The 24397-nt window shown below is 69.4% G+C and carries 19 protein-coding genes; 15 read left to right on the top strand and 4 right to left on the bottom strand.

Translation table 11 applies throughout. The annotated features are described in order from the left end of the window. Positions 1-129 precede the first annotated feature (129 nt). Positions 130-1293, top strand: coding sequence for an exonuclease SbcCD subunit D (locus CGK74_RS04135; RefSeq protein WP_094267221.1), 1164 nt, complete (start codon positions 130-132; stop codon positions 1291-1293). Further along, complete coding sequence (locus CGK74_RS04130) at positions 1290-4478, top strand: AAA family ATPase (protein WP_094267220.1); 3189 nt, start codon at positions 1290-1292, stop codon at positions 4476-4478. The genes CGK74_RS04135 and CGK74_RS04130 overlap by 4 nt, the downstream gene beginning before the upstream one ends. Here the strand turns inward: CGK74_RS04130 and CGK74_RS04125 are convergent. Further along, positions 4422-4973, bottom strand: a complete 552-nt coding sequence (locus CGK74_RS04125) for a flavin reductase family protein (RefSeq protein ID WP_094267219.1) — start codon at positions 4971-4973, stop codon at positions 4422-4424. The genes CGK74_RS04130 and CGK74_RS04125 overlap by 57 nt on opposite strands. Positions 4974-5136: 163 nt before the next feature. Here CGK74_RS04125 and CGK74_RS04120 point away from each other — a divergent pair, with 163 nt between their 5' ends. The 7 genes from CGK74_RS04120 to CGK74_RS04090 all read left to right on the top strand — a co-directional run bounded on the left by CGK74_RS04120 (position 5137) and on the right by CGK74_RS04090 (position 12470). Next, positions 5137-6735 carry a bifunctional aminoglycoside phosphotransferase/ATP-binding protein gene (locus tag CGK74_RS04120; protein WP_094267218.1) on the top strand — a complete coding sequence of 533 codons (1599 nt, stop codon included), beginning with the start codon at positions 5137-5139 and terminating at the stop codon, positions 6733-6735. A 28-nt stretch (positions 6736-6763) separates the two neighbouring features. Further along, positions 6764-7837, top strand: coding sequence for a metal-dependent hydrolase (locus CGK74_RS04115; RefSeq protein WP_094267217.1), 1074 nt, complete (start codon positions 6764-6766; stop codon positions 7835-7837). Between the two features lie 38 nt (positions 7838-7875). Next, a complete protein-coding gene (locus CGK74_RS04110) occupies positions 7876-8436 on the top strand; it encodes a redoxin domain-containing protein (RefSeq protein ID WP_094267216.1) in 561 nt (186 codons plus the stop codon). A gap of 17 nt (positions 8437-8453) precedes the next feature. Next, complete coding sequence (locus tag CGK74_RS04105) at positions 8454-9344, top strand: alpha/beta hydrolase (protein WP_094267215.1); 891 nt, start codon at positions 8454-8456, stop codon at positions 9342-9344. Between the two features lie 130 nt (positions 9345-9474). Then, positions 9475-10506, top strand: coding sequence for a DctP family TRAP transporter solute-binding subunit (locus tag CGK74_RS04100; protein WP_094267214.1), 1032 nt, complete (start codon positions 9475-9477; stop codon positions 10504-10506). Positions 10507-10707: 201 nt separating this feature from the next. Next, positions 10708-11190: a TRAP transporter small permease gene (locus CGK74_RS04095; protein ID WP_094267213.1), complete on the top strand. Its 483-nt coding sequence runs from the start codon at positions 10708-10710 to the stop codon at positions 11188-11190. Beyond that, positions 11187-12470: a TRAP transporter large permease gene (locus CGK74_RS04090; RefSeq protein WP_094267212.1), complete on the top strand. Its 1284-nt coding sequence runs from the start codon at positions 11187-11189 to the stop codon at positions 12468-12470. The genes CGK74_RS04095 and CGK74_RS04090 overlap by 4 nt, the downstream gene beginning before the upstream one ends. A gap of 27 nt (positions 12471-12497) precedes the next feature. On the opposite strand, the gene CGK74_RS04085 is transcribed toward CGK74_RS04090, so the two are convergent. Then, complete coding sequence (locus CGK74_RS04085; RefSeq protein ID WP_094267211.1) at positions 12498-13121, bottom strand: TetR/AcrR family transcriptional regulator; 624 nt, start codon at positions 13119-13121, stop codon at positions 12498-12500. Between the two features lie 198 nt (positions 13122-13319). Between CGK74_RS04085 and CGK74_RS04080 the strand changes: the two genes are divergently transcribed. The 4 genes from CGK74_RS04080 to CGK74_RS04065 are packed head-to-tail and all read left to right on the top strand — an operon-like array spanning position 13320 to position 20251. Beyond that, positions 13320-14525, top strand: coding sequence for an efflux RND transporter periplasmic adaptor subunit (locus CGK74_RS04080; RefSeq protein WP_094267210.1), 1206 nt, complete (start codon positions 13320-13322; stop codon positions 14523-14525). An 11-nt stretch (positions 14526-14536) separates the two neighbouring features. Further along, entirely contained in the window at positions 14537-17701 is a 3165-nt protein-coding gene (locus CGK74_RS04075) for an efflux RND transporter permease subunit (protein ID WP_094267209.1), read from the top strand. Between the two features lies 1 nt (position 17702). Beyond that, entirely contained in the window at positions 17703-19133 is a 1431-nt protein-coding gene (gene adeC, locus CGK74_RS04070) for an AdeC/AdeK/OprM family multidrug efflux complex outer membrane factor (RefSeq protein ID WP_276206035.1), read from the top strand. Then, a complete protein-coding gene (locus tag CGK74_RS04065; RefSeq protein WP_094267208.1) occupies positions 19130-20251 on the top strand; it encodes a CobW family GTP-binding protein in 1122 nt (373 codons plus the stop codon). Before adeC ends, CGK74_RS04065 begins: the two co-directional genes overlap by 4 nt. Before the next feature lie 27 nt (positions 20252-20278). On the opposite strand, the gene CGK74_RS04060 is transcribed toward CGK74_RS04065, so the two are convergent. Further along, the gene (locus tag CGK74_RS04060) at positions 20279-20755 is read right to left on the bottom strand and encodes a hypothetical protein (protein ID WP_094267207.1); all 477 of its coding nucleotides are present in this window, start codon (positions 20753-20755) and stop codon (positions 20279-20281) included. Between the two features lie 49 nt (positions 20756-20804). Continuing rightward, entirely contained in the window at positions 20805-21281 is a 477-nt protein-coding gene (locus CGK74_RS04055; RefSeq protein ID WP_094267206.1) for a bacteriohemerythrin, read from the bottom strand. A gap of 248 nt (positions 21282-21529) precedes the next feature. On the opposite strand from CGK74_RS04055, the gene CGK74_RS04050 reads away from it, so the two are divergent. Beyond that, positions 21530-22954, top strand: a complete 1425-nt coding sequence (locus CGK74_RS04050; protein WP_240498610.1) for a DUF2868 domain-containing protein — start codon at positions 21530-21532, stop codon at positions 22952-22954. Next, positions 22954-24366, top strand: coding sequence for a GTPase/DUF3482 domain-containing protein (locus CGK74_RS04045; protein ID WP_094267205.1), 1413 nt, complete (start codon positions 22954-22956; stop codon positions 24364-24366). Before CGK74_RS04050 ends, CGK74_RS04045 begins: the two co-directional genes overlap by 1 nt. The last annotated feature ends 31 nt before the right edge of the window (positions 24367-24397 follow it).

The raw sequence follows: 24397 nt of genomic DNA, 5'->3' as shown, positions 1-24397 counted from the left end.
CGATGGAGCACGCCGCAAAGTGTCTTATCCTTGCCCTCTCGCCGTTCCCGAAGCGCCAGGCGCACTGGCTGAGTCGCCGGCAGCGGGGGGCGCACAGGCCCCGTCGCACTTTCCCGCCAACGAGACATCATGCGTTTCCTCCACTCCGCCGACTGGCATCTCGGCCGTGTCTATCACGGCGTTTCCCTGCTCGAGGACCAGGCCCACATACTCGGCGAATTCGTCCGCGTGGCCGCCGACACGCGACCCGATGCCATCCTGCTCGCCGGCGACATCTACGACCGTTCGGTGCCGCCGGCCGAGGCCGTGCGCCTGCTCGACATGGTCCTGACCGAGCTGGTGCGGGGGCTGCGCATTCCGGTGGTGATGATCGCTGGCAATCACGACGGTCCCGACCGCCTCGCCTTCGGCGCCGACCTGCTCGGCGGCGCGGGGCTGACGGTGCGGGGCCCGGTGGAGGCCGACCCGAAGCCGCTGGTGCTGCACGACGCCCACGGCGCGGTGGCGATCCACGCGCTGCCCTATGCGGAGCCGGCGGTGGTGCGTGCGGCGATGCCTGCATCTGACGATGAGAACGCCGCGGCGATCGACTCGCACCATGCGGCCCTGGCCGCACAACTGCGGGCCGCGCGCGCCGCGCAGCCGGCCGGCGCGCGCAGCGTGGTGGTGGCGCACGCCTTCGTGCTCGGCGGCAGCGAGAGCGAGTCGGAGCGGCCGCTGTCGGTGGGGGCCAGTGGCGCGGTGGGGGCGGCGCTGTTCGACGGCTTCGACTACGTCGCGCTCGGCCACCTGCACCAGCCGCAACAGGTCGGTGAGGCGCGCATACAGTATTCCGGCTCGCTGCTGAAGTACTCGTTCTCGGAAGCGGACCACGCCAAGTCGGTGAACCTGGTCGAACTCGATGCTGCCGGCGCCTGCCGCATCGAGCGCCTGGCGCTGACGCCGCGCCGCGACCTGCGCATCGTCGACGGCGAACTCGACGCCATCCTCGCTGCCGCAGCGACCGATCCGCGCCGCGACGACTACATCCTCGCCCGCCTGGCCGATACCGGCGCCCTGCTCGACGCCATGGGCAAGCTGCGCACCGCCTATCCCAATGCGCTCGCCATCGAACGACCCGCGCTGGTCGGGGATGGGCCAGGCAGGGCAGCGGCCGACCATCGCCGCATCCGCGTGCAGGACCTGTTCGCCAGCTTTCACCTTGAAACCACCGGCATGGTGCTGGACGAGGCCGGCCGCGGCGTGCTCGATCGCCTCGTGGCGCGCATGGAACGCGAGGAGCGCCACGCATGAAGCCACTCAAGCTCAGCCTGCAGGCCTTCGGCCCCTTCGCCACCCGCGAGGAAGTGGATTTCACCCGTCTGCCGCCCGGCGCGCTGTTCCTCATCGCCGGCCCGACCGGCGCAGGCAAGACCTCCATCCTCGACGGCATCACCTACGCGCTCTACGGCGACACCTCGGGCGGCGAGCGCAGCGCGCGCGAGATGCGCAGCCACCATGCAGACGCGGCTCTGCAGACCGAGGTCGAGCTCGAATTCGCGCTCGGCGCGCAGCGCTACCGCGTGCGCCGCGTGCCCGAGCAGACCCGCGCCGCGCAGCGTGGCGGCGGCGTGGTCAATGCACCGGCGAAGGCGGAACTGTTCCGCCTCGATGCCAATGGCGTGGACTGGGTTCCGCTCGCCCAGCGCACCACCGAGGTCACCGCCCTGGTCGAGGACCTGCTCGGCTTCAAGGCCGATCAGTTCCGCCAGGTCGTGCTGCTGCCGCAGGGCCAGTTCCGCAAGCTGCTGGCAGCCAGTTCGGCCGAGCGCGAGAAGATCCTCGAGACCCTGTTCGGCACGGCCACCTACAAGCGCCTGCAGGACGCCCTCAAGGCCGAGGCAGCCGCGCTGCGCGAACGCGGCGAGAAGGCCGCGCTGCAGCGCCAGACCCTGCTCGGCCAGGCGGGCGTCGACACGATGGACGCGCTCGTCGCCCGGCGTGACGCGCTGCAGGGCCAGCTGGTGACGCTCGGCGACGCCGAGCAGCAGGCGCGGGCCGAAGACACCGCCGCGCGGGCCGCGCTGCAGCACGGTCAGGCGGTCGAGGCCCAGTTCGCCGAAGCGGCCGCCGCCGCCGCGGCGCTGCAGGCACTCGAGGCCGGCAAGGCCGAACTCGACGCCCAGCGCCTGCGGCTGGAACAGGCACGCCGGGCCTTGCAGGTGCTGCCGGCGGACGCCGCGCTGGCGTCCGCACGCCGCAGTGCCGACGAGGCCCGGCAGCGCGAAACCCAAGCCGCGCGCGACGCCGCCGAGGCCGTCCACCGCCTGGGTCAGGCTGAAACTGCGCTGCAGGCCGAGACCGCCCGCGCCCCCGAACGCGAGGCAGCCCAGCGCGAGCTGCTGCGCCTCGAAGGCCTGGCCGAAGCCGTCGCCCGGCTGGCTCAGGCCGAGGCCGAAGCCGCCCGCAGCGAGGCGGCGCGCATTGCTGCCGACAAGGCGCTCGCCGCCGCCACGGCCACGCAGCAGACGCTTGCCACCCGTCGCACCACGCTCGCTGCGCGCATCGAGGCTCTGCAACCGCTTGCCGGCAATTGCGCTGCGCTCGAACTACGCCTGCAGCAGGCCGAGCAGCGCGCCCGGGCGCTCGCTGCACTGGCCGCGGCGCGCAAGCAGCTTGCCGGCCGCGAGGCGGAGGAGACCAAGGCGAGAACCCGCCATGACGCCGCGCAGCGTGCTGCAGGCGAAGCCCGCGCCAAGGCTGCGGCGCTGGATGCCGGCTGGCGCCAGGCACAGGCCGCGATCCTGGCCGCTCACCTGCATGATGGCGAGGCGTGCCCGGTGTGCGGCAGCGCGGCGCACCCGTCACCTGCCCGCCACGAAGGCGAGCTGCCCACCGAGCAGACGCTGCAGGCCGCGGCCGAGCTTGCGCGCGAGGCCGAGACGGCGCTCGATGCGGCCCGTCAGGCGCTCAACGCGGCTGAACTGGCGCGCGCCACGGCGGCGGCCGAGGTCGCCACGCGCGCGGCCGAGTTGCAGCCCGTTGAGTCGCAGCCCGCCGACGGCGCTGCGCCCGAACACCCCCAATCGGTCGTGGCGGAAGGCACTCCCGCGACCGACGCCGCCGAACTCAGGCGGCAGCTCGACGCCGCCCGCGCGGCCGCGCTCGAACTCGAACCCCTGCGTGCGCAACTGCAGACGACGGACGCCGAACTCGCCAACGCCGCAATCGTTGGCGAACACACCCGCACCCAGGCTGCGGAGGCTGCCAGCGCCGCGCGTGCCGCACAGCACGTGGCCGACGAGCGTCGCGCTGGTGTGCCTGACGCCCTGCGTACCCCCGCCGCGCTGCAGGCGGGCATCGCCCAGGCGCAGGACACGCGCCAGCGTCTGGAGCGCGCGCTGCAGCAGGCGCAGTCCGCCCAGGGCGAAGCCGCCAGCCGGGCCGCCGCGCTGCGCGCGCAGCACGCCACGCTGGCCGAGGGCGCGCAGGCCGCACAGGTGCGCGTCGGCGAGGCCGCTCAGCAGTTCGTCGGGGCCTTGCAGGCGGCGGGCTTCTGGCCGGGCGGGGCGGATGAGGGCACGGTGGATCAGGGTGAAGCCGCCTGGCGCGCGGCCTTGCTGTCGCCCGAGCGCATCACGGCGCTCGAGGCCGCCGTCCGTGATGCCGACGACCGTCGCGCCGCGGCCCATGAACGCGCCGGACGCGCTGCGCAGGCGGTCGCCGGCCTGCTCCGTCCCGACCTCGCCGCCCTCGCCGCCCGCGCCACGGCGGCGCGCGTCCAGGTCGAAGCGGTGGTCGATCGCATCGGTCAGACCCGCAGCGAGCTGCGCACCGTCACCGACACGCTCGCCCGCCTCGACGAGATCGCGCGCGAATCCGGCGCCATCGAGGCCGAGTACCGCGTCGTCGGCCATCTCGCCGACATCGCCAACGGCAACAACGGGCGCAACCTCACCTTTCAGCGCTACGTGCTCGCCGCGCTGCTCGACGACGTGCTGCGCGCGGCCTCGCTGCGCCTGTCGGCCATGAGCCGCGGCCGCTACCAGCTGCAGCGGCGCGAGGACGTGGCCGACGCCCGCCGCGCTGCGGGCCTTGATCTCGAGGTCTTCGACGAATACACCGGCCGTACCCGGCCCGCCAGCACCCTGTCCGGCGGCGAGGGCTTCATGGCCTCGCTGTCGCTCGCGCTCGGCCTGTCCGACGTGGTCCAGGCCTACGCCGGCGGCGTGCAGCTCGACACCCTGTTCATCGACGAAGGCTTCGGCAGCCTCGACCCGGAGGCGCTCGACATGGCGATGAAGGCCCTGATCGACCTGCAACAGCGCGGCCGCACGGTGGGCGTGATCTCCCACGTCGAGGAAATGAAGCAGCAGATCGACGTGGCGATCGAGGTGGTGCAGGGAGTGAGGGGGAGCCGGGTGCGGGGCCCCGCCTATGAGTCAGTGAGCCCGGATGCCCGGCGGGAGCTTGGCGGCCATCATCTCCCTGCGGTCTAGCGTTTGCCCGTCAACGATGAAGGTGCCGTCACCGACCGCGTGAATCGTGCGTTTCTCCTCGCGTGCGGTATCGAAGTGGGCGGCAAGCCCCTCCAGCACCAGGATGTTGTGCCTTTCGATGATGTCGATGACCTTGCACTCGATGTTCGCGAGGCACTCGTTGATCAGGGGCGCGCGGACATATTGGGCAGGCACGGGGGTGAGCGCGAACCGGGAAAACTTGTCGATGTCCGCCCCGGAGCAGGTCCCGATGCCGACGACCTTGTCCAGCAGGTCAACGGTGGGGATGGCAATGACGCACTCGCGATGCTTCCGCAGCGCCGTGAAGGAGTAGTTCCATTCTCCGGTCGTGATCGCAAAGCGCGGCGTAAAGTCCATCACCATGGTCCATGAGAGGGTCATGATGTTGGCTTTCTGTCCGTCGTGAGTCGTCACCAGGATGACCGGTCCCGGTTCGATCAGCGTGAAGGCCTTGCCCAGATCGAGTGGCTGCATCGGGGGTTCTCCCGTCGTTGCGCCGCGCCTGCGGGGGGGGGGGCGCATGTCGTGAATCATTCCCGTCCGTTCCGCATTTGTCCACGGCGAGGTGGGTGCGCAGGCGCATGGCGGCAACATCGGTCAGTTAACATGGCAAGTGCCAAGAAGGAGGGTCGCGGCCATGAGGGACGAAGACGGACTGGTGCAGGCGCTGATGCGACCCGGTGTGCTGCCGGGCTCTGAAGCAGGGGTCGAACTGATCGAGACCCATATCTCGTGGGTGCTGCTGGCCGGCGACTACGCCTGGAAGCTGAAGAAGCCGCTCGACCTCGGATTCCTGGATTTCAGCACCGTCGAGCGCCGGCGAGAGGCCTGCGAGGCCGAACTGCGCCTGAACCGGCGCACGGTGCCGGAACTGTATGAGGCGGTGGTGCCGGTGTGGCGTGTCGGGGAGGGCGTGCGCGTGGATGGCGACCCGCCAGCCGCGGGCGCCGGGCCGGACGACTATCTGGTGCGCATGCGCCGTTTCGAGCAATCGGCCTTGCTGGCCTATCGGCTGGCGGCGGGGGCGTTGACACCCGAGCTGTTCGACCGTCTCGCGCGCCATGTGGCGGACTTTCATGCGGCTGCGGCGGTGGCGAAGCCGGGCGAGGGTTTTGGCGATGCGGCGGCGGTGCTCGCGCCGGTACGGCAGAACTTCGCGCAGGTGCGGGAGCGGATCGAGGATCCGGCGCTGCTGGCCGAACTGGCGCGGGTGGAGGCCTGGGCCGAAGCGCAGGCGGTGATGCTGGCGCCGGTGTTCGATGCCCGTCTGGCGGAAGGCCGGGTGCGTGAATGCCACGGCGACTTGCACCTGGGCAACCTGATCGTGCTCGAAGGCGAGCCGCGTCTGTTCGATGCGATCGAGTTCAGCGCCGAACTGCGGTGGACGGACGTCGTGGCCGACATCGCCTTCCTCGTCATGGACTTGCAGCTGCGCGGGCGGAATCTGCTGGCGAACCGCTTCCTCAACGCCTGGCTGGAGCGCAGCGGCGACTACGCCGGCCTGCGGCTGCTGCCCTGGTATGTGAGCTACCGCGCGATGGTGCGGGCCAAGATCGCGGCGATCCGCGCCAGCCAGGTCGACGGCGAGGCGCGCACGCAGAGCGTGGCCGAGTGTGCGCGCTACCTCGCGCTGGCGGCGGCCCAGGCGCGGCCGACGGCGCCGGCCCTGCTGATCGCCAGCGGCGTGTCAGGTTCGGGCAAGAGCAGCCAGTCGCAGCCGCTGGTGGAACAGTGTGGCGTGATCCGGGTGCGTGCCGACGTCGAGCGCAAGCGCCTGTTCGGACTCGATGCCGAGGTGGCGAGCGGGTCGGCGCTCGGCGGTGGGCTGTATTCCGCCGAGGCGACCGCGCGTACCTATGCGCGGCTCGCCGAGCTGGCGCGTGCGGTCGTGGCGGCAGGCTATCCGGTGCTGCTCGACGCGACCTTCCTCAAGCGTGCGCAGCGCCGCAGTCTTTCCGAATTGGCCGATGCGCTCGGCGTACCCTTCGTCATCCTCGCCTTCGATGCTCCCTCCGAGGTGCTGCGCGAGCGGGTGCGCCGCCGTGCGGAAGCGGGCAAGGACGCCTCCGAAGCCGATGTTGCGGTGCTCGATGCGCAACTTCGCGCGCGCGAACCGTTCGAAGAGGAGGAACTCGCACGCGTCCTGTCGATCGATACCCGCTCGGCGCCGGACTGGCGCGTGCTGATGCACTCGCTCCGTCGGCTGTGGCCGGCGGCCGGAACGGCAGATCGATAGAACGCCAAGCAAAGACTTTCAGGACTCGATGGACACCTTGACCCATGCCCTTTCGGGCGCCCTCGTCGGCCGCGTGCTTGCCGGACGCCGTGCGCAGACCGCCACGGCGCAGCCGCCGGTGTGGCAGATGGTGGTCGCCGGCACCGTGGCCGCGACCTTCCCCGATCTCGACTTCGTGCTCGGCTGGGTGTCCGAGCTCACCTACCTGCGCGGCCACCGCGGCGTGACCCATTCGCTGGTGCTGCTGCCCCTGTGGGGGCTGATGATCGCCTGGCTGCTGGCGCGCTTCTGGCAGCGCGGTGGGCGGGCCGGGGCTGGGTGGCGGTCCTTCTACCTCGTCGTCTGCAGCGCGATCTTCGTGCACATCGTGGGCGACCTCATCACCCAGTTCGGCACCATGATCCTGTCGCCGTTCTCGGATCGGCGTTTCGGCTGGGGCACGACCTTTATCATCGACCTGCCCTTCACCGGCATCATTCTCGCCGGTTTGGTCGTGAGCGCGCTGTGGCGCAGCAGTCGCGTGCCGGCGGCGACCGCGCTGGTCCTGCTGGCTGGCTGGGTGGGGGTGCAGGCGGTCGGGCGCGGCGAGGCGATCGAGGCCGCGCGCGATTACGCCGCCCGCGAGGGTATCCAGGCGGTGCTGGTCGATGCCGCGCCGCGCCCGGCTTCACCCTTCAACTGGACCGCGATCGTGTTCGACGGCGAGCGCTACCACTACGCCCACATCAATACCCGGCGCAGCGAACCCCTGGTGGCGGGCGCCGACGACAACTTCATCCGCCGTTTCTCGGCGCCCTACCAGCCGGTGGCGATGGCGAAGTGGGAGGTGCGCGAGCGCTTCGGCGACAACGGCACGCGCGAACTCGCGCAGAAGGTGTGGCAGGCGGAGGATTTTGCCTTCTATCGCTGGTTCGCGATGTTCCCGGTGCTCGACCACGTCGAGAACGGTCCCTCGGGCCTGCTGTGCGCGAATTTCGTGGACCTGCGCTTCATGACGCCGGGGCGTGACAACACACCGTTCCGCTACGGTCTGTGCGGCGGTGAGGGCGGCTGGCGCCTGTTCGAGCGCGAACTGGGCGGCCTGCGCTGGGTGATGGATTGAACACGCCGTGCCTCGAGTCGTGCGACAAGCGATGAACGATGTCCGAACCTGATCCTGCCGCGGCCGCGGCCGCGGCCCCGGTCTCCGCCAAACCCCCGCGCTGGCGCCGTTACGCGCGCGATCTTGCCTTCGTCGTCGCCATCGTGCTTGGCATGCACTGGGTGCAGACGCGTCACGTGCCCGACGGCGAGGCGCCGCCCTTTGTCGCGCCTTCGGCGGCAGGCGGGGAGCTCAGCCTGGCGGAATGGCGCTCGGCTCACGCGGCGGGGCCGGTCGGGCTGTATTTCTGGGCTGACTGGTGTGGCATCTGCACCGCGCAGCAGGGCAGCATGGACGATGTGCAGGCCGACTGGCCGGTGCTGACCGTGGCGATGCAGTCCGGCGACGCCGCGGCGGTGTCGCAGGTACTGACCGCGCGTGGGTTGGACTGGAACACAGCAGTGGATGCAGACGGACGCATCGCAGCCCGCTACGGTCTGCGGGGCGTGCCGGCCTTCGTCGTGCTCGACCGCGAGGGCCGTATCCGTTCGGTGAGCGTGGGCTACACCACCGAGTGGGGTATCCGCGCCCGGCTGTGGTGGGCGGGGCTGATGGGCTGAGGACGGACTGAGCGTACATGGCAACGACGACCGGTTATTTCGCGGCTTTTGCCGCCGGGGCGGCGGTCCTGGCCGGTGGCCGTGCGGCCGTGCATTGGGGCATTCGCAAGGGGCTGGCGGCGCCGCGCGTGCCGCATGACACCGACCCTGCGGCGCTTGGCCTGGGCTTCGACACGGTGCGCATCGCCACGGCCAACGGCAAGACCCTGCACGCCTGGTTCATTCCCGTGCCGGGTAATTCTGCGGCGCCTGCGGTGGTGGTGCTGCATGGCTGGGGTGGTAACGCCGCGCTGATGCTGCCGCTGGCGCGGCCGTTGCACGAGGCTGGCTTCGCCATGCTGTTCGTCGATGCGCGCTGCCATGGCGCGAGCGACGAGGACAGCTTCGCTTCGCTGCCGCGCTTCGCCGAGGACGTCGAGCACGCCTTCGCCTGGCTCGCCACACGTTCGGGCGTCGACCCGCGGCGAATCGCGCTGCTGGGCCATTCGGTAGGGGCGGGTGCCGTGCTGCTGGCGGCGTCGCGCATGCCGCAGGTGGCGGCGGTGGTCAGCGTGGCTGCCTTCTCCCATCCCGCGGCGATGATGCGGCGCTGGCTGGCGGCCAAACGCCTGCCCGAGCGCCCGGTCGGCCGCTACATCCTCGATTATGTGCAGCGCACCATCGGCCACCGCTTCGACGACATCGCGCCTGTCGCCACCGTCTCGCGCATCCGCCGGCCCGTGCTGCTGGTGCATGGCGAGGACGACGAGGTGGTGCCGATCGACGAGGCGCACCAGATCTTCGCGGCGCGTGGCGACACGCCGGTCGAGCTGATGACGGTGTCGGGCGACCACGAGTCCTTCGCCGATCTCGAGCACCATCTCGGCAGTCTCACCGACTTCCTGCGCCGGGCACTGGCACCGCGTTGAGCAGCCCGCTGGCGGCAACGGGCGATTTTGGGCTGGCCCGCAGGCTCCCCGGTTTGTAGAATCGACGCTCCCCTTGCGCTGCGTCCGCCGCCGCGCGTCTCGAATCAAAACCAAGAAACGGAGACGTCTCATGCAAAAACGCCGCTTCAACGCCCTCATCGCCGGTCTGTTCGCTTCCGCTGCGCTCGGCCTGTCGATGCCGGTCTCGGCCCAGCAGTACAAGGATGAATACAAGCTGTCGACCGTGCTCGGCGAAGCCTTCCCGTGGGGCTGGGGCGCCAAGCGCTGGGCCGACCTGGTGGCCGAGAAGACCGAAGGCCGCATCAAGATCAAGGTCTATCCGGGTACTTCGCTGGTGTCGGGCGACCAGACCAAGGAATTCACCGCGCTGCGCCAGGGCATCATCGACATGGCGGTGGGCTCGACCATCAACTGGTCGCCGCAGGTCAAGGAGCTGAACCTGTTTGCGCTGCCTTTCCTGATGCCGGACCACAAGGCGATCGACGCGCTCACGCAAGGCCGCGTCGGCACCAAGATGTTCGAGATCCTCGCCGAGCGTGACGTGGTGCCGCTGGCCTGGGGCGAAAACGGTTTCCGCGAGGTTTCCAACTCGAAGAAGCCGATCCGCACGCCGGAGGACGTCAAGGGCATGAAGATGCGCGTGGTCGGCTCGCCGCTGTTCCTCGCCACCTTCAACGCGCTCGGCGCCAACCCGACGCAGATGAGCTGGGCCGACGCCCAGCCGGCGATGGCGACCGGTGCGGTGGATGGCCAGGAGAACCCACTGGCCGTGTTCAACGCCGCCAAGCTGCACACGGTTGGCCAGAAGAACCTGACGCTGTGGGGCTACGTCGCCGACCCGCTGATCTTCGTGGTCAACAAGAACGTGTGGAACTCGTGGTCGGAGGCTGACCGCAAGGCGGTGTCCGAGGCGGCGCAGCAGGCCGCCAAGGAAGAGATCGCCCGCGCCCGCGCCGGCATTTCGGCGGGTGACGATGCGCTGCTGAAGGAGATCGAGGCCAACGGCGTGGCCGTCGTGCGCCTCTCCGACGCCGAGCGTGATGCCTTCCGCAAGGCCACCGCCGGCGTGTACAAGGAATGGGCCGAGAAGATCGGTTCGGACCTGGTCAAGCAGGCTGAGGAAGACATCGCCAAGCGTTGATCGCCCTCGTTCTGCCCGCCGGGGACGCGGCGGGCATTCCTTCTGCAGGCTGTGGAACTCGCTTCGCTCAGACAGTCCTCGCCTGCGCCAGGAATGCCCACCGCGTCCCCGACTACATGGGTGCGGGTGATTGCGCCTTGCGCCCCGCTTGCCCCCGACCGGATCCGGTCGGGGCTATCTCCTGAATCACTGGCACTCTCGATGAGCATCGAATCGCAGCACGAAGACGCGAGCCCTGCGCCCTACACCGTCGAACAAATCCTCTCCGGCATCGTCATGGGCCTGATCGTGCTGATCACCTTCGGCAACGTGCTGGCGCGCTACTTCACCTCGCAGTCCTTCGCCGCGACCGAGGAGTTCTCGATCGCGCTGCTGATCGTGCTGTCCTTTCTCGGCTCGTCGGCGGCCTTTGCCTTCGACCGCCACATCCGCGTCGATTTCTTCGTCCGCAAACTTCCACCCGGGGCGCGCGCCTTTGCTGACTGGGTGTCGTTTGCCGTTACCGCGAGCCTGTTTGCCTTCATCGCCTTCTATGCCGGCAAGCTGACCTGGGACCAGTACCGCTTCGAGGAAACCTCGCCCGCGCTCGGCGTGCCGCAGTGGTGGTACACGGTGTGGATGCCGGTGCTGGCGGTGGCGCTGGTGCTGCGCCTGGTGATGAGCCGTGCGCGGAGACAGGCATGACCGGCACAGTCCTCATCGGCCTTTTTCTGCTCGCGCTGGTCGCGGGCATGCCGCTCGCCACCGGGCTGGGCGTGGCCAGCATCGCGGTGCTTGCGCTGGCCGGCTTCGACCAGCTCGCAGTGCCGACCAATATCTATGCCGGCATCGCCAAGTATCCGCTGCTGGCGATCCCGATGTTCATTCTCGCCGGCATGATCTTCGAGCGTTCCGGCGTGGCGATCCGGCTGGTGCGCTTCGTGACGGCGATCGTCGGCGAATGGACCGGCTCGCTGGCAGTGGTCGCGGTGCTGGTGTCGATGCTGCTCGGCGGCATCTCGGGTTCCGGTCCGGCGGATGCGGCGGCGGTGGCGGCGGTGATGCTGCCGTCGATGATCGCGCGTGGCTACCCGAAGGGTTTCTCGGCGGGTCTGATCGCCGCCTCGGGTTCGACCGCCATCGTCATCCCGCCCTCAGTGGCCTTCATCGTCTACAGCGTGATGGTGCCGGCGGCGACCGTGCCGGCGCTGTTCGCCGCCGGCCTGTTCCCGGGCATGATCGCCGCGCTGTGCCTGCTGGTGCCGGCCATCATCATCAGCCGCAAGTACGGTTTCGGCCGCGACTACAAGGCCGAGCGTCCGCCGCTGGGCAAGAGCTTCATCGATGCGATCTGGGGCCTGCTGGCGCCGGTGATCATCCTCGGTGGTCTGCGCACCGGCATCTTCACGCCGACCGAGGCCGCGGTGGTGGCCGTGGCCTACGGCATCTTCGTCGGCATGGTCATCTACCGCAGCATCAGCTTCAAGGGCCTGTTCCGCATTCTGGTCGATGCGGCGGAGCTGTCGGCGGTGGTGCTGATGATCATCGGCATCGCGTCGGTGTTCGCCTGGGCAGGCAACACGCTGGGCATCTTCGATGCGGCAGCCAGGGCCCTGGTCGGGCTGCATTCCAGCGAGTGGCTGATGCTGCTGTCGATCAACCTGCTGTTGCTGGCGGCCGGGATGTTCCTCGACGCGATCTCGATCTTCCTGATCCTGCTGCCGCTGCTGGTGCCGATCGCGGTGGCGATGGGCTGGGATCTCGTGTGGTTCGGCGTGATGATGACGATCAACCTCGCCATTGGCCAGTTCACGCCGCCAATGGCGATCTCGCTGATGATCACCTCGCGCATCGCCGGCATCGGCATGGAGGAGACCTTCAGGTGGGTGATCTGGCTGGTGCTGGCGATGGGCGCCGGACTGGCGCTGGTGATCGTGTTCCCGCAGCTCGCGCTGTGGCTGCCCGGGAAGCTGGGCTATCTGTGACCGAACCGCGGCGGTCCCGTGTGACCGCTAGTCACCCGGCTGGTCGATCAGGTCATTGATCGCCAACTGGATGCGCTTGGCGACGCGTTGGCGGTCGAGGTCGGGGTGGCGGATCGTGCGCAGCAGCAGGCCCTCGAACAGGCAGGCGAGCACTTCCACCATGGCGTCGATTGCTTCGGGCGAATCCTCATGACCCGCGACGCGGCGGATGGCGCGGATCGTGATGGCGAGTTCGCGCCGGCAGGCGGCGTCGGCCTCGCGCACGATCTGCGCCACGCGCGGGTTGCGTGCAGCCTCGGCAACGATCTCGAGCTTGAGCGCGGCGCTGACCGGGTCGAGCTGATCGGCCACGCCTTCTGCGGCACGTTCGATCAGGGCCGCGCGCATGTTGCAGGCGGCGCGTAGCTGGGCCGTCAGGGTCAGCAGGCTCTCGAGGTCCTGCGCCACGATGGCCGCGATGATCGCTTCCTTGTTCTCGAAGTAGTGATAGATGTGGCCCGGGCTCATGCCGGCGGCGATCGATATCTTCGTGATGCTCGCGGCATGGAAACCGTGGTCGCGGAAGCACTGGGCCGCGGCGATGAGGATCTGCTGGCGGCGGGCGGCTGCGCGCGAGGCGTCGGTGTTGGGCGTCGTATCCGTGGTCTGCATGCGGGGTTCTGGTCTCGTGCATTACGCATATGCATGGCAACGCAAATGCGCGAAGATGCTCCGTCAAATTTCTTGCGATGCTGCACAGGCTAACATAGAATGAGCGTTCATTCTAGAATAACCATTCTAAAGAGCGGGGTTTAAGCGCGGGCCAAGAGTCCGGGCGAGAGTCCCGTTCCTCGCGTTCACGAGGCTCCAATGAAGACCACGAACAATGCCTTCCTCAAGCCCGCCGTTGCGGTGGCCCTCAGCACCCTGTTCCTTGCCGCCTGCAGCGGCGGCAAGGAACAGGGAGGTGCGCCGGCCCAGGGTGCTCCGCAGGCCCCGGCCGTCACCGTGCAGACCGTCAAGGCGGAGGAGGTGCCGATGGTGGTCGAGTTGCCCGGCCGCACCAGCCCCCACCTGATCGCCGAACTGCGTCCGCAAGTCACCGGCATCCTCACCCAGCGTGCCTTCAACGAGGGCAGCGAGGTCAAGGCCGGCCAGGTGCTGTACCGCATCGACGCCGCGCCTTACCAGGCGACTTTCGACAGCGCGAAGGCGAGCCTCGCGCGCGCCGAAGCCAACGTGCAGGTGGCGCGGCTGAAGGCCGAGCGTCATGCCGATCTGGTGAAGATCGAGGCGGTCAGCAAGCAGGCCAATGACGATGCGCAGGCCGCGCTCAAGCAGGCTGAGGCCGATATGGCCGCAGCGAAGGCCGCGCTCGACAAGGCGAGGATCGACCTCGACTACACCCAGCTCAAGTCGCCGATTGCCGGTCGCATCGGTCGCTCGGCCGTGACCGCTGGCGCGCTCGTGACCGCAAACCAGGCGCAGGCGCTGGCCACGGTGCAGCAGCTCGATCCGATCTATGTCGACCTCACCCAGTCCAGCGCCGAACTGCTGCGCATGCGCCGCGAGCTCGAGGCTGGTCGGCTCAAGGCGAGCGCCAAGGGCGATGTGCCGGTGAAGCTGGTGCTCGAGGACGGCAGCGAGTACGCCGCCGAGGGCAGGCTGGCGCTGTCGGAGGTGACGGTGGACGAGGGCACGGGCAGCGTCACGCTGCGCGCCCAGTTCCCCAACGCCAAGGGTGTGCTGCTGCCGGGCATGTACGTGCGTGCTCGTCTGCCGCAAGGCACGCGTAGCGAGGCAATCCTGGTGCCGCACAAGGCATTGTCGCGCGACGCGCGCGGCAATGCGCTGGTGATGGTGGTGAGCGCCGAGGACAAGGTCGAGGCGCGCCCGGTGCAGGTGGCACAGTCGCTGGGCTCGAACTGGGTGGTCACCGGCGGCCTGGCCGCGGGCGAGCGCATCATCGTCGAAGGCCTGCAGAAGGTACGCCCCGGTGCGCCGGTGCAGGCGCAGGAGGCGGGTCCGTCCGCCCCGGCAGCGAGCGATGCCCCCGCGGCCGTCGCGGCGAAGTGAGGTAAGGCACCATGGCCCGCTTCTTCATTGATCGACCCATCTTCGCGTGGGTCATCGCCATCGTCATCATGCTGGCCGGCGCGCTGTCGATCACCCAGCTGCCGGTGTCCCAGTATCCGTCGATCGCGCCGCCGGCGATCGTCGTCAATGCCCGCTACCCGGGTGCGTCGGCGAAGGCCGTCGAGGACTCGGTGACGCAGATCATCGAGCAGAAGATGACCGGCCTCGACGGGCTGCTGTACATGAATTCGACCTCGGATTCGTACGGCCAGGCTTCGGTGACGCTCACCTTCTCTGCCGACACCGACCCGGACATCGCCCAGGTCCAGGTGCAGAACAAGATGCAGACGGCGCTGCCCCTGCTGCCGCTGCCAGTGCAGCAGCAGGGCGTCACCGTCGCCAAGTCGGCACGCAACTTCCTGATGGTCGTCGGCTTCGTGTCCGAAGACGGCAGTCAGACGGCCGCCGACCTGTCCGATTTTCTCGTCGCCTCGATCCAGGACCCGCTGTCGCGGGTCGATGGTGTGGGCGAGGTGACGGTGTTCGGCTCGCAGTACGCGATGCGCGTGTGGCTCGATCCGGCCCGGCTCACCAACTACAAGCTGACGCCGTCCGACGTGCGTGCTGCGCTCGTCGCACAGAATGCCGAGGTCTCGGCCGGCCAGCTCGGCGGCACGCCCGCCGTGCCGGGGCAGGGCTTCACCGCGACGATCACCGCACAGAGCCGCCTGCAGACCGTCGAGCAGTTCGAGCGCATCCTGCTGCGCAGCAGCGCGCAGGGCGGCGAGGTCCGCCTGAAGGACGTCGCCCGGGTCGAGATCGGTGCCGAGGACTACGGCACCGTGGCGCGCTTCAACGGCCAGCCGGCCGCGGGCGTCGGCATCCGCCTGGCGTCGGGGGCCAATGCGCTCGACACTGCCACCGCGGTGCGCACCAAGCTTGACGAGATGGAGCGCTACTTCCCGGCCGGCGTGAAGTACGTGGTGCCGTACGACACCACGCCCTTTGTGAAGATCTCGATCCAGTCGGTCGTGCAGACCCTGATCGAGGCGGTGGTGCTGGTCTTCCTCGTGATGTACCTGTTCCTGCAGAACCTGCGCGCCACCCTGATCCCGACCATGACGATCCCGGTGGTCCTGCTGGGCACCTTCGGCCTGATGGCCGCCTTCGGCTTCTCGATCAACACCCTGACCATGTTCGGCATGGTGCTGGCGATCGGCCTGCTGGTGGATGACGCCATCGTCGTGGTCGAGAACGTCGAACGGGTAATGAGCGAGGAGGGCCTGCCGCCCAAGGAGGCGACCAAGCGCTCGATGGACCAGATCACCAGCGCGCTGGTCGGCATTGGCCTGGTGCTGTCGGCGGTGTTCGTGCCGATGGCTTTCTTCGGCGGCTCCACCGGTGTCATCTACCGCCAGTTCTCGATCACCATCGTGTCGGCGATGGCGCTGTCGGTGCTGGTGGCGATCGTGTTCACCCCGGCGCTGTGCGCGAGCATGCTGAAGCCGGTGGGGAAGGGCCACGAGCCGGGTGAAGGCGGCCTGTTCGGTCGATTCTTCCACTGGTTCAACACCAGGTTCGAGCGCAGCACCCAGGGCTACGAGCGGGCCGTCGGCGGCATCGTCAAGCGCAGCGTGCGTTTCCTCGCCATCTATGTCGCCATCGTCGCGGTGCTCGGCCTGCTGTTCGCGCGCATGCCCACCTCCTTCCTGCCCGAGGAGGACCAGGGCGTGATGTTCAACCAGATCATGCTGCCGGCCGGTGCCACGCAGGAGCGTACGCTGGCGGTGCTGGAGAAGGTCGAGCGGCATTTCCTGGAGAACGAGAAGGACACGGTGCGCGCGGTGTTTACCGTGGCCGGCTTCAGCTTCGGCGGCAGTGGCCAGAACATGGGCATCGGCTTCGTCAACCTGAAGCCCTGGGACGAGCGCAAGGCACCCGGCATGGACGTGAAGTCGATCGCCGGGCGCGCGATGGGCGCGTTCTCGCAGATCCGCGAGGCGATGGTGTTCGCCTTCGTGCCGCCGGCGGTCATCGAGCTCGGCACCTCGGGCGGCTTCACCGTGCAGATGCAGGACCGCTCCGGCCTCGGCCACGACGCGCTGCTGGCCGCACGCAACCAGTTCCTCGGCATGGCCGCGCAGGACAAGCGCCTGGTCGGCGTGCGTCCGAACGGCCAGGAGGACGTGGCCGAGTTGAAGCTCGACATCGACCATGCCAAGGCCGGTGCGCTGGGGGTCGGCATTGCGGACATCAACGACACTCTGGCCACCGCGTGGGGCGGCAGCTACATCAACGACTTCCTCGACCGCGGTCGCATCAAGAAGGTCTACCTGCAGGGCGACGCGCCCGCACGCATGACGCCGGAAGACCTCGACAAGTGGTACGTGCGCAACAAGGCCGGCGAGATGGTGCCGTTCTCGGCCTTCGCCACCGCGCACTGGGCCTACGGCTCGCCGCGCCTCGAGCGCTTCAACGGCCAGCCGTCGATGGAGATCCTCGGTCAGTCGGCCCCCGGGCTATCGTCCGGCGAGGCGATGCAGGCAGTGGAGGACATCATGGCGAAGATGCCGGCCGGCATCGGCTACGACTGGTCGGGCACCTCGTATGAGGAACGCCGCAGCGGCTCGCAGGCGCCGGCGCTCTACGCGCTGTCGCTGCTGGTGGTGTTTCTGTGCCTGGCGGCGCTGTACGAGAGCTGGTCGGTGCCGTTCGCGGTGATGCTGGTGGTACCGCTCGGCGTGCTTGGTGCGCTGCTGGCCGCGACCGGTCGCGGCTTGTCGAACGACATCTATTTCCAGGTCGGCCTGCTCGCCACCATCGGCCTGTCGTCGAAGAACGCGATCCTGATCGTGGAATTCGCCAAGGCGCAGATGGAGGAGGGCAAGGATCTGATCGCCGCCACGCTGACGGCGGTGCGCATGCGACTGCGCCCGATCATCATGACCTCGCTCGCCTTCGGTTTCGGCGTGCTGCCGCTGGCGATCGCCACCGGCGCCGGCGCCGGCAGCCAGAACGCGATCGGCACCGGGGTGCTCGGCGGCACCATCGCCGCGACGCTGCTCGGCATCTTCTTCGTGCCGCTGTTCTATGTGGTGATCAAGCGCATCTTCCCGGACAAGCCGCGCGAGGGTGCGGACGCCGTACCGGTTCCGGCCGCTCAGGAGGGCCGCTGACATGAAGTTTCCGATGACACCCGTTTCCCTTCGCATGCGCAGCCTTGTGGTGGCGCTGTCTGCCGCCACGCTTGGCGCGTGCTCGATGATCCCCGCCTACGAGCGTCCGGCGGCGCCGGTGCCTGCCAGCTTCCCGCAGGCCGCGCCGAGCGAGGCTTCGGCGGCCGCGCAGCAGGCCCAGGCCGTCGCCTGGCGTGACTACTTCGCCGATGCGCGCCTGCGCGAGGTGATCGCACTCGCGCTGCAGAACAACCGCGACCTGCGCGTCGCCGCGCTCAACATCGAGCGCGCGCGGGCGCAGTACGGCATCCAGCGTGCTGATCTGTTCCCGACCATCGCCGCCAGCGGCGGGCAGAGCGCGCAGCGCGTGCCCGGCGACCTGAACAGTTCGGGCGCGTCCACCGTCAGCCGCCAGTACAGCGCCAACCTCGGCTTCGCCTCGTACGAGCTCGATTTCTTCGGCCGTGTGCGCAGCCTGGAGGAACAGGCGCTGCAGACCTATCTCGGCACAGAGGAGGCGCGCCGCAGCGCGCAGATCAGCCTGGTGGCCGAAGTCGCCAACGCCTGGCTGCGCCTGGCGGCCGACCGCGAGCGCCTCGCGCTGGCGCGCAGCACCTTCGAGACCCGGCAGAAGTCCTTCGACCTGACCCAGCGCAGCTTCGACGCCGGCGCGGTGTCGGCGCTGGACCTGCGCCAGGCCGAGACCCTGCTGCAGACGGCGCGCGCCGATGCCGCGCGTTATGCTGCGCTGGTCGCGCAGGACGAGAACGCGCTGGCGCTGGTCGTCGGCGCCGGTGTGTCGCCGGCGCTGTTGCCGCAGGGTCTCGACGCGGCGATCGCCAGCGTGGCCGAGCTGCCGGCCGGCGTGCCGTCCGAAGTGCTGACCCGCCGTCCCGACGTCGTGCAGGCCGAGTATGCCTTGCGTGCTGCGAACGCCAGCATCGGCGCGGCGCGCGCGGCCTTCTTCCCGTCGATCACGCTCACCGCCACGGTCGGCACCGCCAGCGCCTCGCTCGATGGCCTGTTCGAGAGCGGATCGCGCGCCTGGAGCTTCATGCCGCAGATCCGCATTCCGATCTTCGAGGCCGGCCGCCTGCAGGCCAGCCTGGATGTGGCCGAGATCCAGCGCGACATCACCATCGCGCAGTACGAGAAGGCGATCCAGTCGGCCTTCCGCGAGGTCGCCGACGCGCTGGCCGATCGCGCCACGCTGGCCGAGCAGCTCGACGCGCGGCGCAAGCTGGTCGAGGCCACGCAGAAGAGCTTCGAACTGTCGGAGGCGCGCTACAAGGGCGGGGTCGACAGCTACCTGAACCTGCTCGACGCGCAGCGCAGCCTCTATGCCGCCGAGCTCGAGCTGATCTCGGTGCGTCTGTCCGATGCCACCAACCGAGTCGCGCTGTACAAGGCGCTGGGCGGAGGCTGGCAGTGAGCACCGCACCCGCCGCCGAGGACCGCCGCATTCCGGTGACGGTCCTCACCGGCTTCCTCGGCGCCGGCAAGACCACGCTGCTGAACCACCTGCTGCGCCAGCCGGAGATGGACGGCTGCGCGGTGCTGATCAACGAGTTCGGCGAAGTCGGCGTCGACCATCACCTGGTCGAGAAGGTGGACGAAACCCTCGTCGTGCTCGATTCGGGCTGCATCTGCTGCAGCGTGCAGGGCGATCTGGTGCGGGCGCTCAAGGGCCTTTTCCTGCGTGCCCTGCGGCGCGAGCTGAAGAGCCTCAAGCGCGTGCTGATCGAGACGACCGGCCTGGCCGACCCCGCGCCGGTGATCCACACGCTGATGTCCGATCCCTTCCTTGCCGAGCGTTATCGCATCGACGGCGTGGTGACGGCGGTCGATGTCACGCATGCCGTGGACCAGCTTGCCACGCACGCCGAGGCCGTGCGACAGGTGGCGATGGCGGATCGCCTGCTGCTGACCAAGTGCGATCTGGCCGACGAGGCCGGGCGCGGGGCGCTGGCGGAACGGCTGGCGGCGCTGAATCCGGGTGCGCGCCAGATCGAGGTGGCGCAGGGCGTTGTGGCGCCGGATGCGCTGTTCGATTGCGGGCTGTACGACGCAGCCGGCAAGCACCCGGACGTCGCCGCCTGGCTGGGCGAGGAGGCCGCGCGCGCCGCCCGCCAGCGGGCTGCGACCGCCGCGCCGGTCTGGCGCAAGGGGGGCTCGCAGGCACCAGTGGTCACGCACGACGATGGCCCGCCCCGCCACGACGCCGGCGTGCACAGCTTCGTGCTGACCTTCGACCAGCCGCTGTCGTGGTACGAGTTCTCGGACGGATTGGGCCTGCTGCTGCAGGTCTATGGCGCTCGCATCCTGCGCCTGAAAGGGCTGCTCAACGTGATAGGCGACCCCTTGCCGCGGGTGTTGCAGTGCGTCCAGCACAGCCTGTACCCGACGACCAGCTTGCCGGCGTGGCCCGACACGCCGCCCTACGATGACCGCCGCAGCCGGCTCGTACTCATCGTGCGCGACCTGTCCGAGGACGAGGTCGTCGCCATCCTGGGCAGCTTCACCGGCCAGGAGCCGCTGCGTGCCGGCTGAGGGCCTGCGCGTGTCGCGCCGGGCTGCTTACTCGCAGTTGGCGCGACATTCTCCACTGGCGCAGTCTTCCACTTCGACCTTGCACGCGGCCTTGGTGCGATGCACCAGGCGGTGGTCGTTGTCGTAGTCGCACATCAGCCGCGTGACCTTGCCGCTACGCTCGACGTGCATGCGCTTCGCCTTCGAGGCACGGATCGTCTCGGGCTCGACGTTGCACGACAGGTAGCCGCCGAAGCGGCCGTCGGCCGACTCCCACAGTGCCGTGTTCTTGACCTCGCGGTAGTTCTCGAATGAGGCGCAGGTCAGTATGTCGCGGCCATAGAGCCGGGCGTTGTCGCCACAGAAGCCCATGAAGGTGTAGCGCAGTTCCTCGTCCGTCGGGCACGCGGCAACCTGCGTTGCAGCGGACAGGTCGGGGCAGGCGAGCGAGTCGGCGCGGGCGGGTGCGCTTGCGAGCATCGCGCCGAGCAGGAGGGCAAGCAGGGAAGCAGTCGATGTCTTCATGAGGCCGGTTGTGGATGGAAGTTGAGGGTGTCCTGCGAACCGGCCCGTTTTACCAGAACTTCCACCACCACTTGCGTTTTTTCATGGCGCTCTCGACATGGTCCGACCACTGGGTCTCGCCGCCATGAGCGATGAAATGCGCGCCGAAGCGCTTGTCGGCCTCGTTGATGTGTCGCATCAGCCAGACCTTGAGGAAGTGCAGCAGCTCGAAGGTGATCGCGGCTTGGCCGCTGTCGAGCTTTTCCTGAAGGGCCTGCACCTGGCCAATCAGGTCCTCGTGGTTCTGTTTGTGGGCCTCGAATTCGGGGTAGTTCGACACCCGCATCAGGCTCTCCTCGACGGCGAAATGGGTGCGGGTGTAGTCGGCAAGCTTGTCGAGGATCCGGCGCGAGGCTTCCGATCCATGGTGCTCGTGGATTGCCGTGTGCAACTGGTTGAGCAGGTCGACGAGTTCCTTGTGCTGTTCGTCGATCTCCTGGATGCCGACACCGAAGTCGTCGGTCCAGTGGAACAGTTCTGCTGTCATGGGTCTCTCTCCTGAAACGTGCGAGCCCGCAGGCTAGCCCGCATACGCCATCCGGATTTGATCCTTGTCAAAGCCGTTGGCTTTTGGGGCGCGTGCGAGGGGCAAAATGACCTTGCGCGAGGAATACGTCACGGCTGCGGCGACTTCCCCGCGCACTGCGCCATGCTGTGCGGTTTCGCGACCTGCGTCGCTGCGTATCGACGGCGAGGTTGTTATGCTGTCATCGACCCATACGCCGCAGACCCGCCTTGTTCCCCTCCCGTCCCCTGACTCCCTTCGAATCCCGCTGGCTCGCCGAGGTGGTGCGTCGGCATGAGGAGCGCCATGGTCCGCTGGACGATGCGGTGGAGTGCCTTACCGTGGGCGCAACGCCGGCGGAGCTTGAAACGCGCATCCTGCACCGTGCCGATGCACTCGGTGCGCGCGAGGGCTGGCGCGACGCGATCCTGCGCTGGCATGGACGCGCCCGGCTGGTGCTGGCCGTGGCCGCGGTGCTCGCGCTGGTGCTCGGCTTCGGTGCGGCCGCCGGCGTGCTGGGGGATGGTAGCCGCCCGGTCAATGTGGTGTGGGCGCTGGGCGGGCTGCTAGGCGTGAATCTCTTCAGCCTGCTGCTGTGGTTGGCGGCGACGGCGCTGCCCGTGCGCGGCGGCGTGGCGCCGCGGGGCGGCGCGCTGGGCGGCGTGTGGCTGCGCGTGGTTGCCGCGCTGGATCGCTCGCCGGCTGCGGCTTCCGTGCCGCAGGCGCTTGCAGGCCTGACCGGTCGCACGCGCATCGCCCAATGGGGGCTGGGCTGCGTCACGCACACATTGTGGGCGCTGGCATTGGCGGGGGCGGTGACCGGCGTGCTCGCGCTGCTGGCCACGCGGCGCTACGGCTTCGTGTGGGAGACGACGATCCTGCCGGGCGAGGTTTTTGTCGGGCTGACGACGGCACTCGGCACCTTGCCGTCCTGGCTCGGCTTTCCGGTGCCCGATCCGGCGACCGTTGTCGCCAGCGGCGATGCGCCGATGCTGGACGAAGCCGGCCGGCGTGCGTGGGCCGGCTGGCTCGTCGGTGCGTTGCTGGTGTACGGACTGCTGCCCCGCCTGGGGCTGGCCCTGGCCTGTGGCGGGCTGTGGGTCGCGGCGCTGCGCCGGCTGAAGCTGGATCTGGCGCGGCCGGGCTACGCGAGGCTGCGGGCGGCGCTGATGCCCGACAGCGAGCGCATCGGCGTGAGCGATCCCGAACCCGCGGTCATGCCGCGCCCGCTGCGCCATGCCGCAGATCCCGGCGCCAGCGGTTCCTCTGCACTGGTGGCGCTGGAGCTGGGGACGGATGTGGCCTGGCCGCCAGCGCAGTTCCCTGCCGCGCTCGATGCCGGGCGTCTCGACAGCCGCGAACAGCGCCGCGCTGCGCTGAACCGCTTTGCCGCCGACGCGCCGGGCCGCCTGCTGGTGGCCATCGATCCGCGCCGCACGCCCGACCGCGGCAACCTCGGGTTGATCGCCGAACTGTCCGATCATGCCGCGGAAACGCGCGTGTGGGCGGTCGGTGGCGATACGGCGCGTCTCGCGCTGTGGCGCGATGGACTCGCGCGCCTCGGCTTCGCGCCCGATGCGCTGATCGTCGACGCCGCCGCGGCGCAGCGCTGGCTCGCGGGGCAGGACGTACCCACGACCGGGGAGGCGAGGTGATGAGCAGCATCCTGCGCGTGGCCGTCGTCGGCCATACCAACACCGGCAAGACCTCACTGCTGCGCACGCTGGCGCGCGACGTGGCCTTCGGCGAGGTGTCGGACTCCGCAGGCACGACGCGCCATGTCGAGGGCCTGCGCCTGATGGCCGACGGCCGGCCGGCGGTCGAACTGTTCGACACGCCGGGCATGGAAGACGCGATCGCGCTGCTCGAGTTCGTCGATGCCCTGGTGGCGGCCGGCGAGCGTCTCGACGGGCCGGCGCGCATCGAGCGCTTCCTCGCCACGCCCGATGCGCCGGGGCGTTTCGAGCAGGAGGCCAAGGTGCTGCGCCAGATGCTCGCCAGCGACGCGGCGTTGTACGTGGTGGATGCGCGCGACCCGGTGCTGCCCAAGCACCGCGATGAACTCGAGCTGCTGGCGGGTTGCGCGCGTCCGCTGCTGCCGGTGCTCAACTTCGTGGCCTCGGCCGACGCGCGCGTGGACGACTGGCGCGCCGCGCTGGCGCGGCTGAACCTGCATGCGGTGGTCAGCTTCGACACCGTGGCGCCTGCGCTCGAAGGCGAGCGCGAGCTGTTCGAGACCTTGGCAACGCTGATGCACAGCCATCGCCCGGCGCTGCAGCGGTTGATCGACGCCCGCGCACACGAGGCCGACGAACGCCGTCTGGCGGCGCGGCGCCTGGTTGCCGAACTGCTGCTCGAGCTGGCAGCGCGCCGCGACCGGGTCGGCGACGCCTCCGACGTCGCGCTGGCCGCCGCCGTCGCGCGCCTGCGCGATGCGGTGCGCCAGCGCGAGCAGGCCTGCGTCGATGCCTTGCTCCGGCTCTACCGCTTCCGCCCCGACGACGCCCGCGCCGACGAACTGCCGCTCACCGACGGGCGTTGGGATGACGACCTGTTCAATCCCGAGACTCTGCGCCAGATGGGCATCCGCCTGTCCACCGGCGTGGCGGCGGGCGCGGCGGCCGGGGTCGGCATCGACCTGATGACCGGCGGTCTCACGCTCGGTGCTGCCGCTGCGCTGGGCGCGGTGGCAGGTGGCCTGTGGCAGACCTTCGGCCACTACGGCGAGCGCATCGCCGCCCGCCTGCGCGGCCATCGCGAACTGACGGTGGACGACGCCATTCTGCGTCTCGTGGCGTTGCGCCAGTATCAGCTGCTCGGCGCGCTCGAAGGGCGCGGCCATGCGGCGCTGCTGCCGATCGATGTACGGGGCGAGCAGGCGGTTGCCGACGAGGTGGCCGAAGCCTGGCGCGAGGGGGCGCTGCCATACGTATTGGAGAAGGCGCGCGCCCATCCCGAATGGGCTGTGAGTGGAGGTGCCACTGCGCGTGGCCTGAACGAAGGGGGCGAGGGGGACGACGACGGGCGTGAGGCCGCCCTCGCCGAGTTGGTCGAGCGTTTGCACTAGACCCACGCGGGGCGGTGCGACGCCAGTTCGC

This window comes from Thauera propionica (assembly GCF_002245655.1).
GTDB lineage: Bacteria > Pseudomonadota > Gammaproteobacteria > Burkholderiales > Rhodocyclaceae > Thauera > Thauera propionica.
The sequence above is the reverse complement of the archived record's forward strand: the minus strand, read 5'-3'. Positions and strand labels throughout refer to the sequence as shown.

What these genes read in the sequence shown, in the direction of transcription:
- CGK74_RS04125 (WP_094267219.1), bottom strand. Translation starts at nt 4,973, where the DNA reads ATGCAGCCACTCGATCTGGGCAAGGCCTTCACGCTGATCGAACCGGGA.
- CGK74_RS04120 (WP_094267218.1), top strand. Translation starts at nt 5,137, where the DNA reads ATGAGGGACGAAGACGGACTGGTGCAGGCGCTGATGCGACCCGGTGTG.
- CGK74_RS04105 (WP_094267215.1), top strand. Translation starts at nt 8,454, where the DNA reads ATGGCAACGACGACCGGTTATTTCGCGGCTTTTGCCGCCGGGGCGGCG.
- CGK74_RS04090 (WP_094267212.1), top strand. Translation starts at nt 11,187, where the DNA reads ATGACCGGCACAGTCCTCATCGGCCTTTTTCTGCTCGCGCTGGTCGCG.
- adeC (WP_276206035.1), top strand. Translation starts at nt 17,703, where the DNA reads ATGAAGTTTCCGATGACACCCGTTTCCCTTCGCATGCGCAGCCTTGTG.
- CGK74_RS04075 (WP_094267209.1), top strand. Translation starts at nt 14,537, where the DNA reads ATGGCCCGCTTCTTCATTGATCGACCCATCTTCGCGTGGGTCATCGCC.
- CGK74_RS04060 (WP_094267207.1), bottom strand. Translation starts at nt 20,755, where the DNA reads ATGAAGACATCGACTGCTTCCCTGCTTGCCCTCCTGCTCGGCGCGATG.
- CGK74_RS04095 (WP_094267213.1), top strand. Translation starts at nt 10,708, where the DNA reads ATGAGCATCGAATCGCAGCACGAAGACGCGAGCCCTGCGCCCTACACC.
- CGK74_RS04135 (WP_094267221.1), top strand. Translation starts at nt 130, where the DNA reads ATGCGTTTCCTCCACTCCGCCGACTGGCATCTCGGCCGTGTCTATCAC.
- CGK74_RS04045 (WP_094267205.1), top strand. Translation starts at nt 22,954, where the DNA reads ATGAGCAGCATCCTGCGCGTGGCCGTCGTCGGCCATACCAACACCGGC.
- CGK74_RS04085 (WP_094267211.1), bottom strand. Translation starts at nt 13,121, where the DNA reads ATGCAGACCACGGATACGACGCCCAACACCGACGCCTCGCGCGCAGCC.
- CGK74_RS04115 (WP_094267217.1), top strand. Translation starts at nt 6,764, where the DNA reads ATGGACACCTTGACCCATGCCCTTTCGGGCGCCCTCGTCGGCCGCGTG.
- CGK74_RS04110 (WP_094267216.1), top strand. Translation starts at nt 7,876, where the DNA reads ATGTCCGAACCTGATCCTGCCGCGGCCGCGGCCGCGGCCCCGGTCTCC.
- CGK74_RS04130 (WP_094267220.1), top strand. Translation starts at nt 1,290, where the DNA reads ATGAAGCCACTCAAGCTCAGCCTGCAGGCCTTCGGCCCCTTCGCCACC.
- CGK74_RS04080 (WP_094267210.1), top strand. Translation starts at nt 13,320, where the DNA reads ATGAAGACCACGAACAATGCCTTCCTCAAGCCCGCCGTTGCGGTGGCC.
- CGK74_RS04100 (WP_094267214.1), top strand. Translation starts at nt 9,475, where the DNA reads ATGCAAAAACGCCGCTTCAACGCCCTCATCGCCGGTCTGTTCGCTTCC.
- CGK74_RS04055 (WP_094267206.1), bottom strand. Translation starts at nt 21,281, where the DNA reads ATGACAGCAGAACTGTTCCACTGGACCGACGACTTCGGTGTCGGCATC.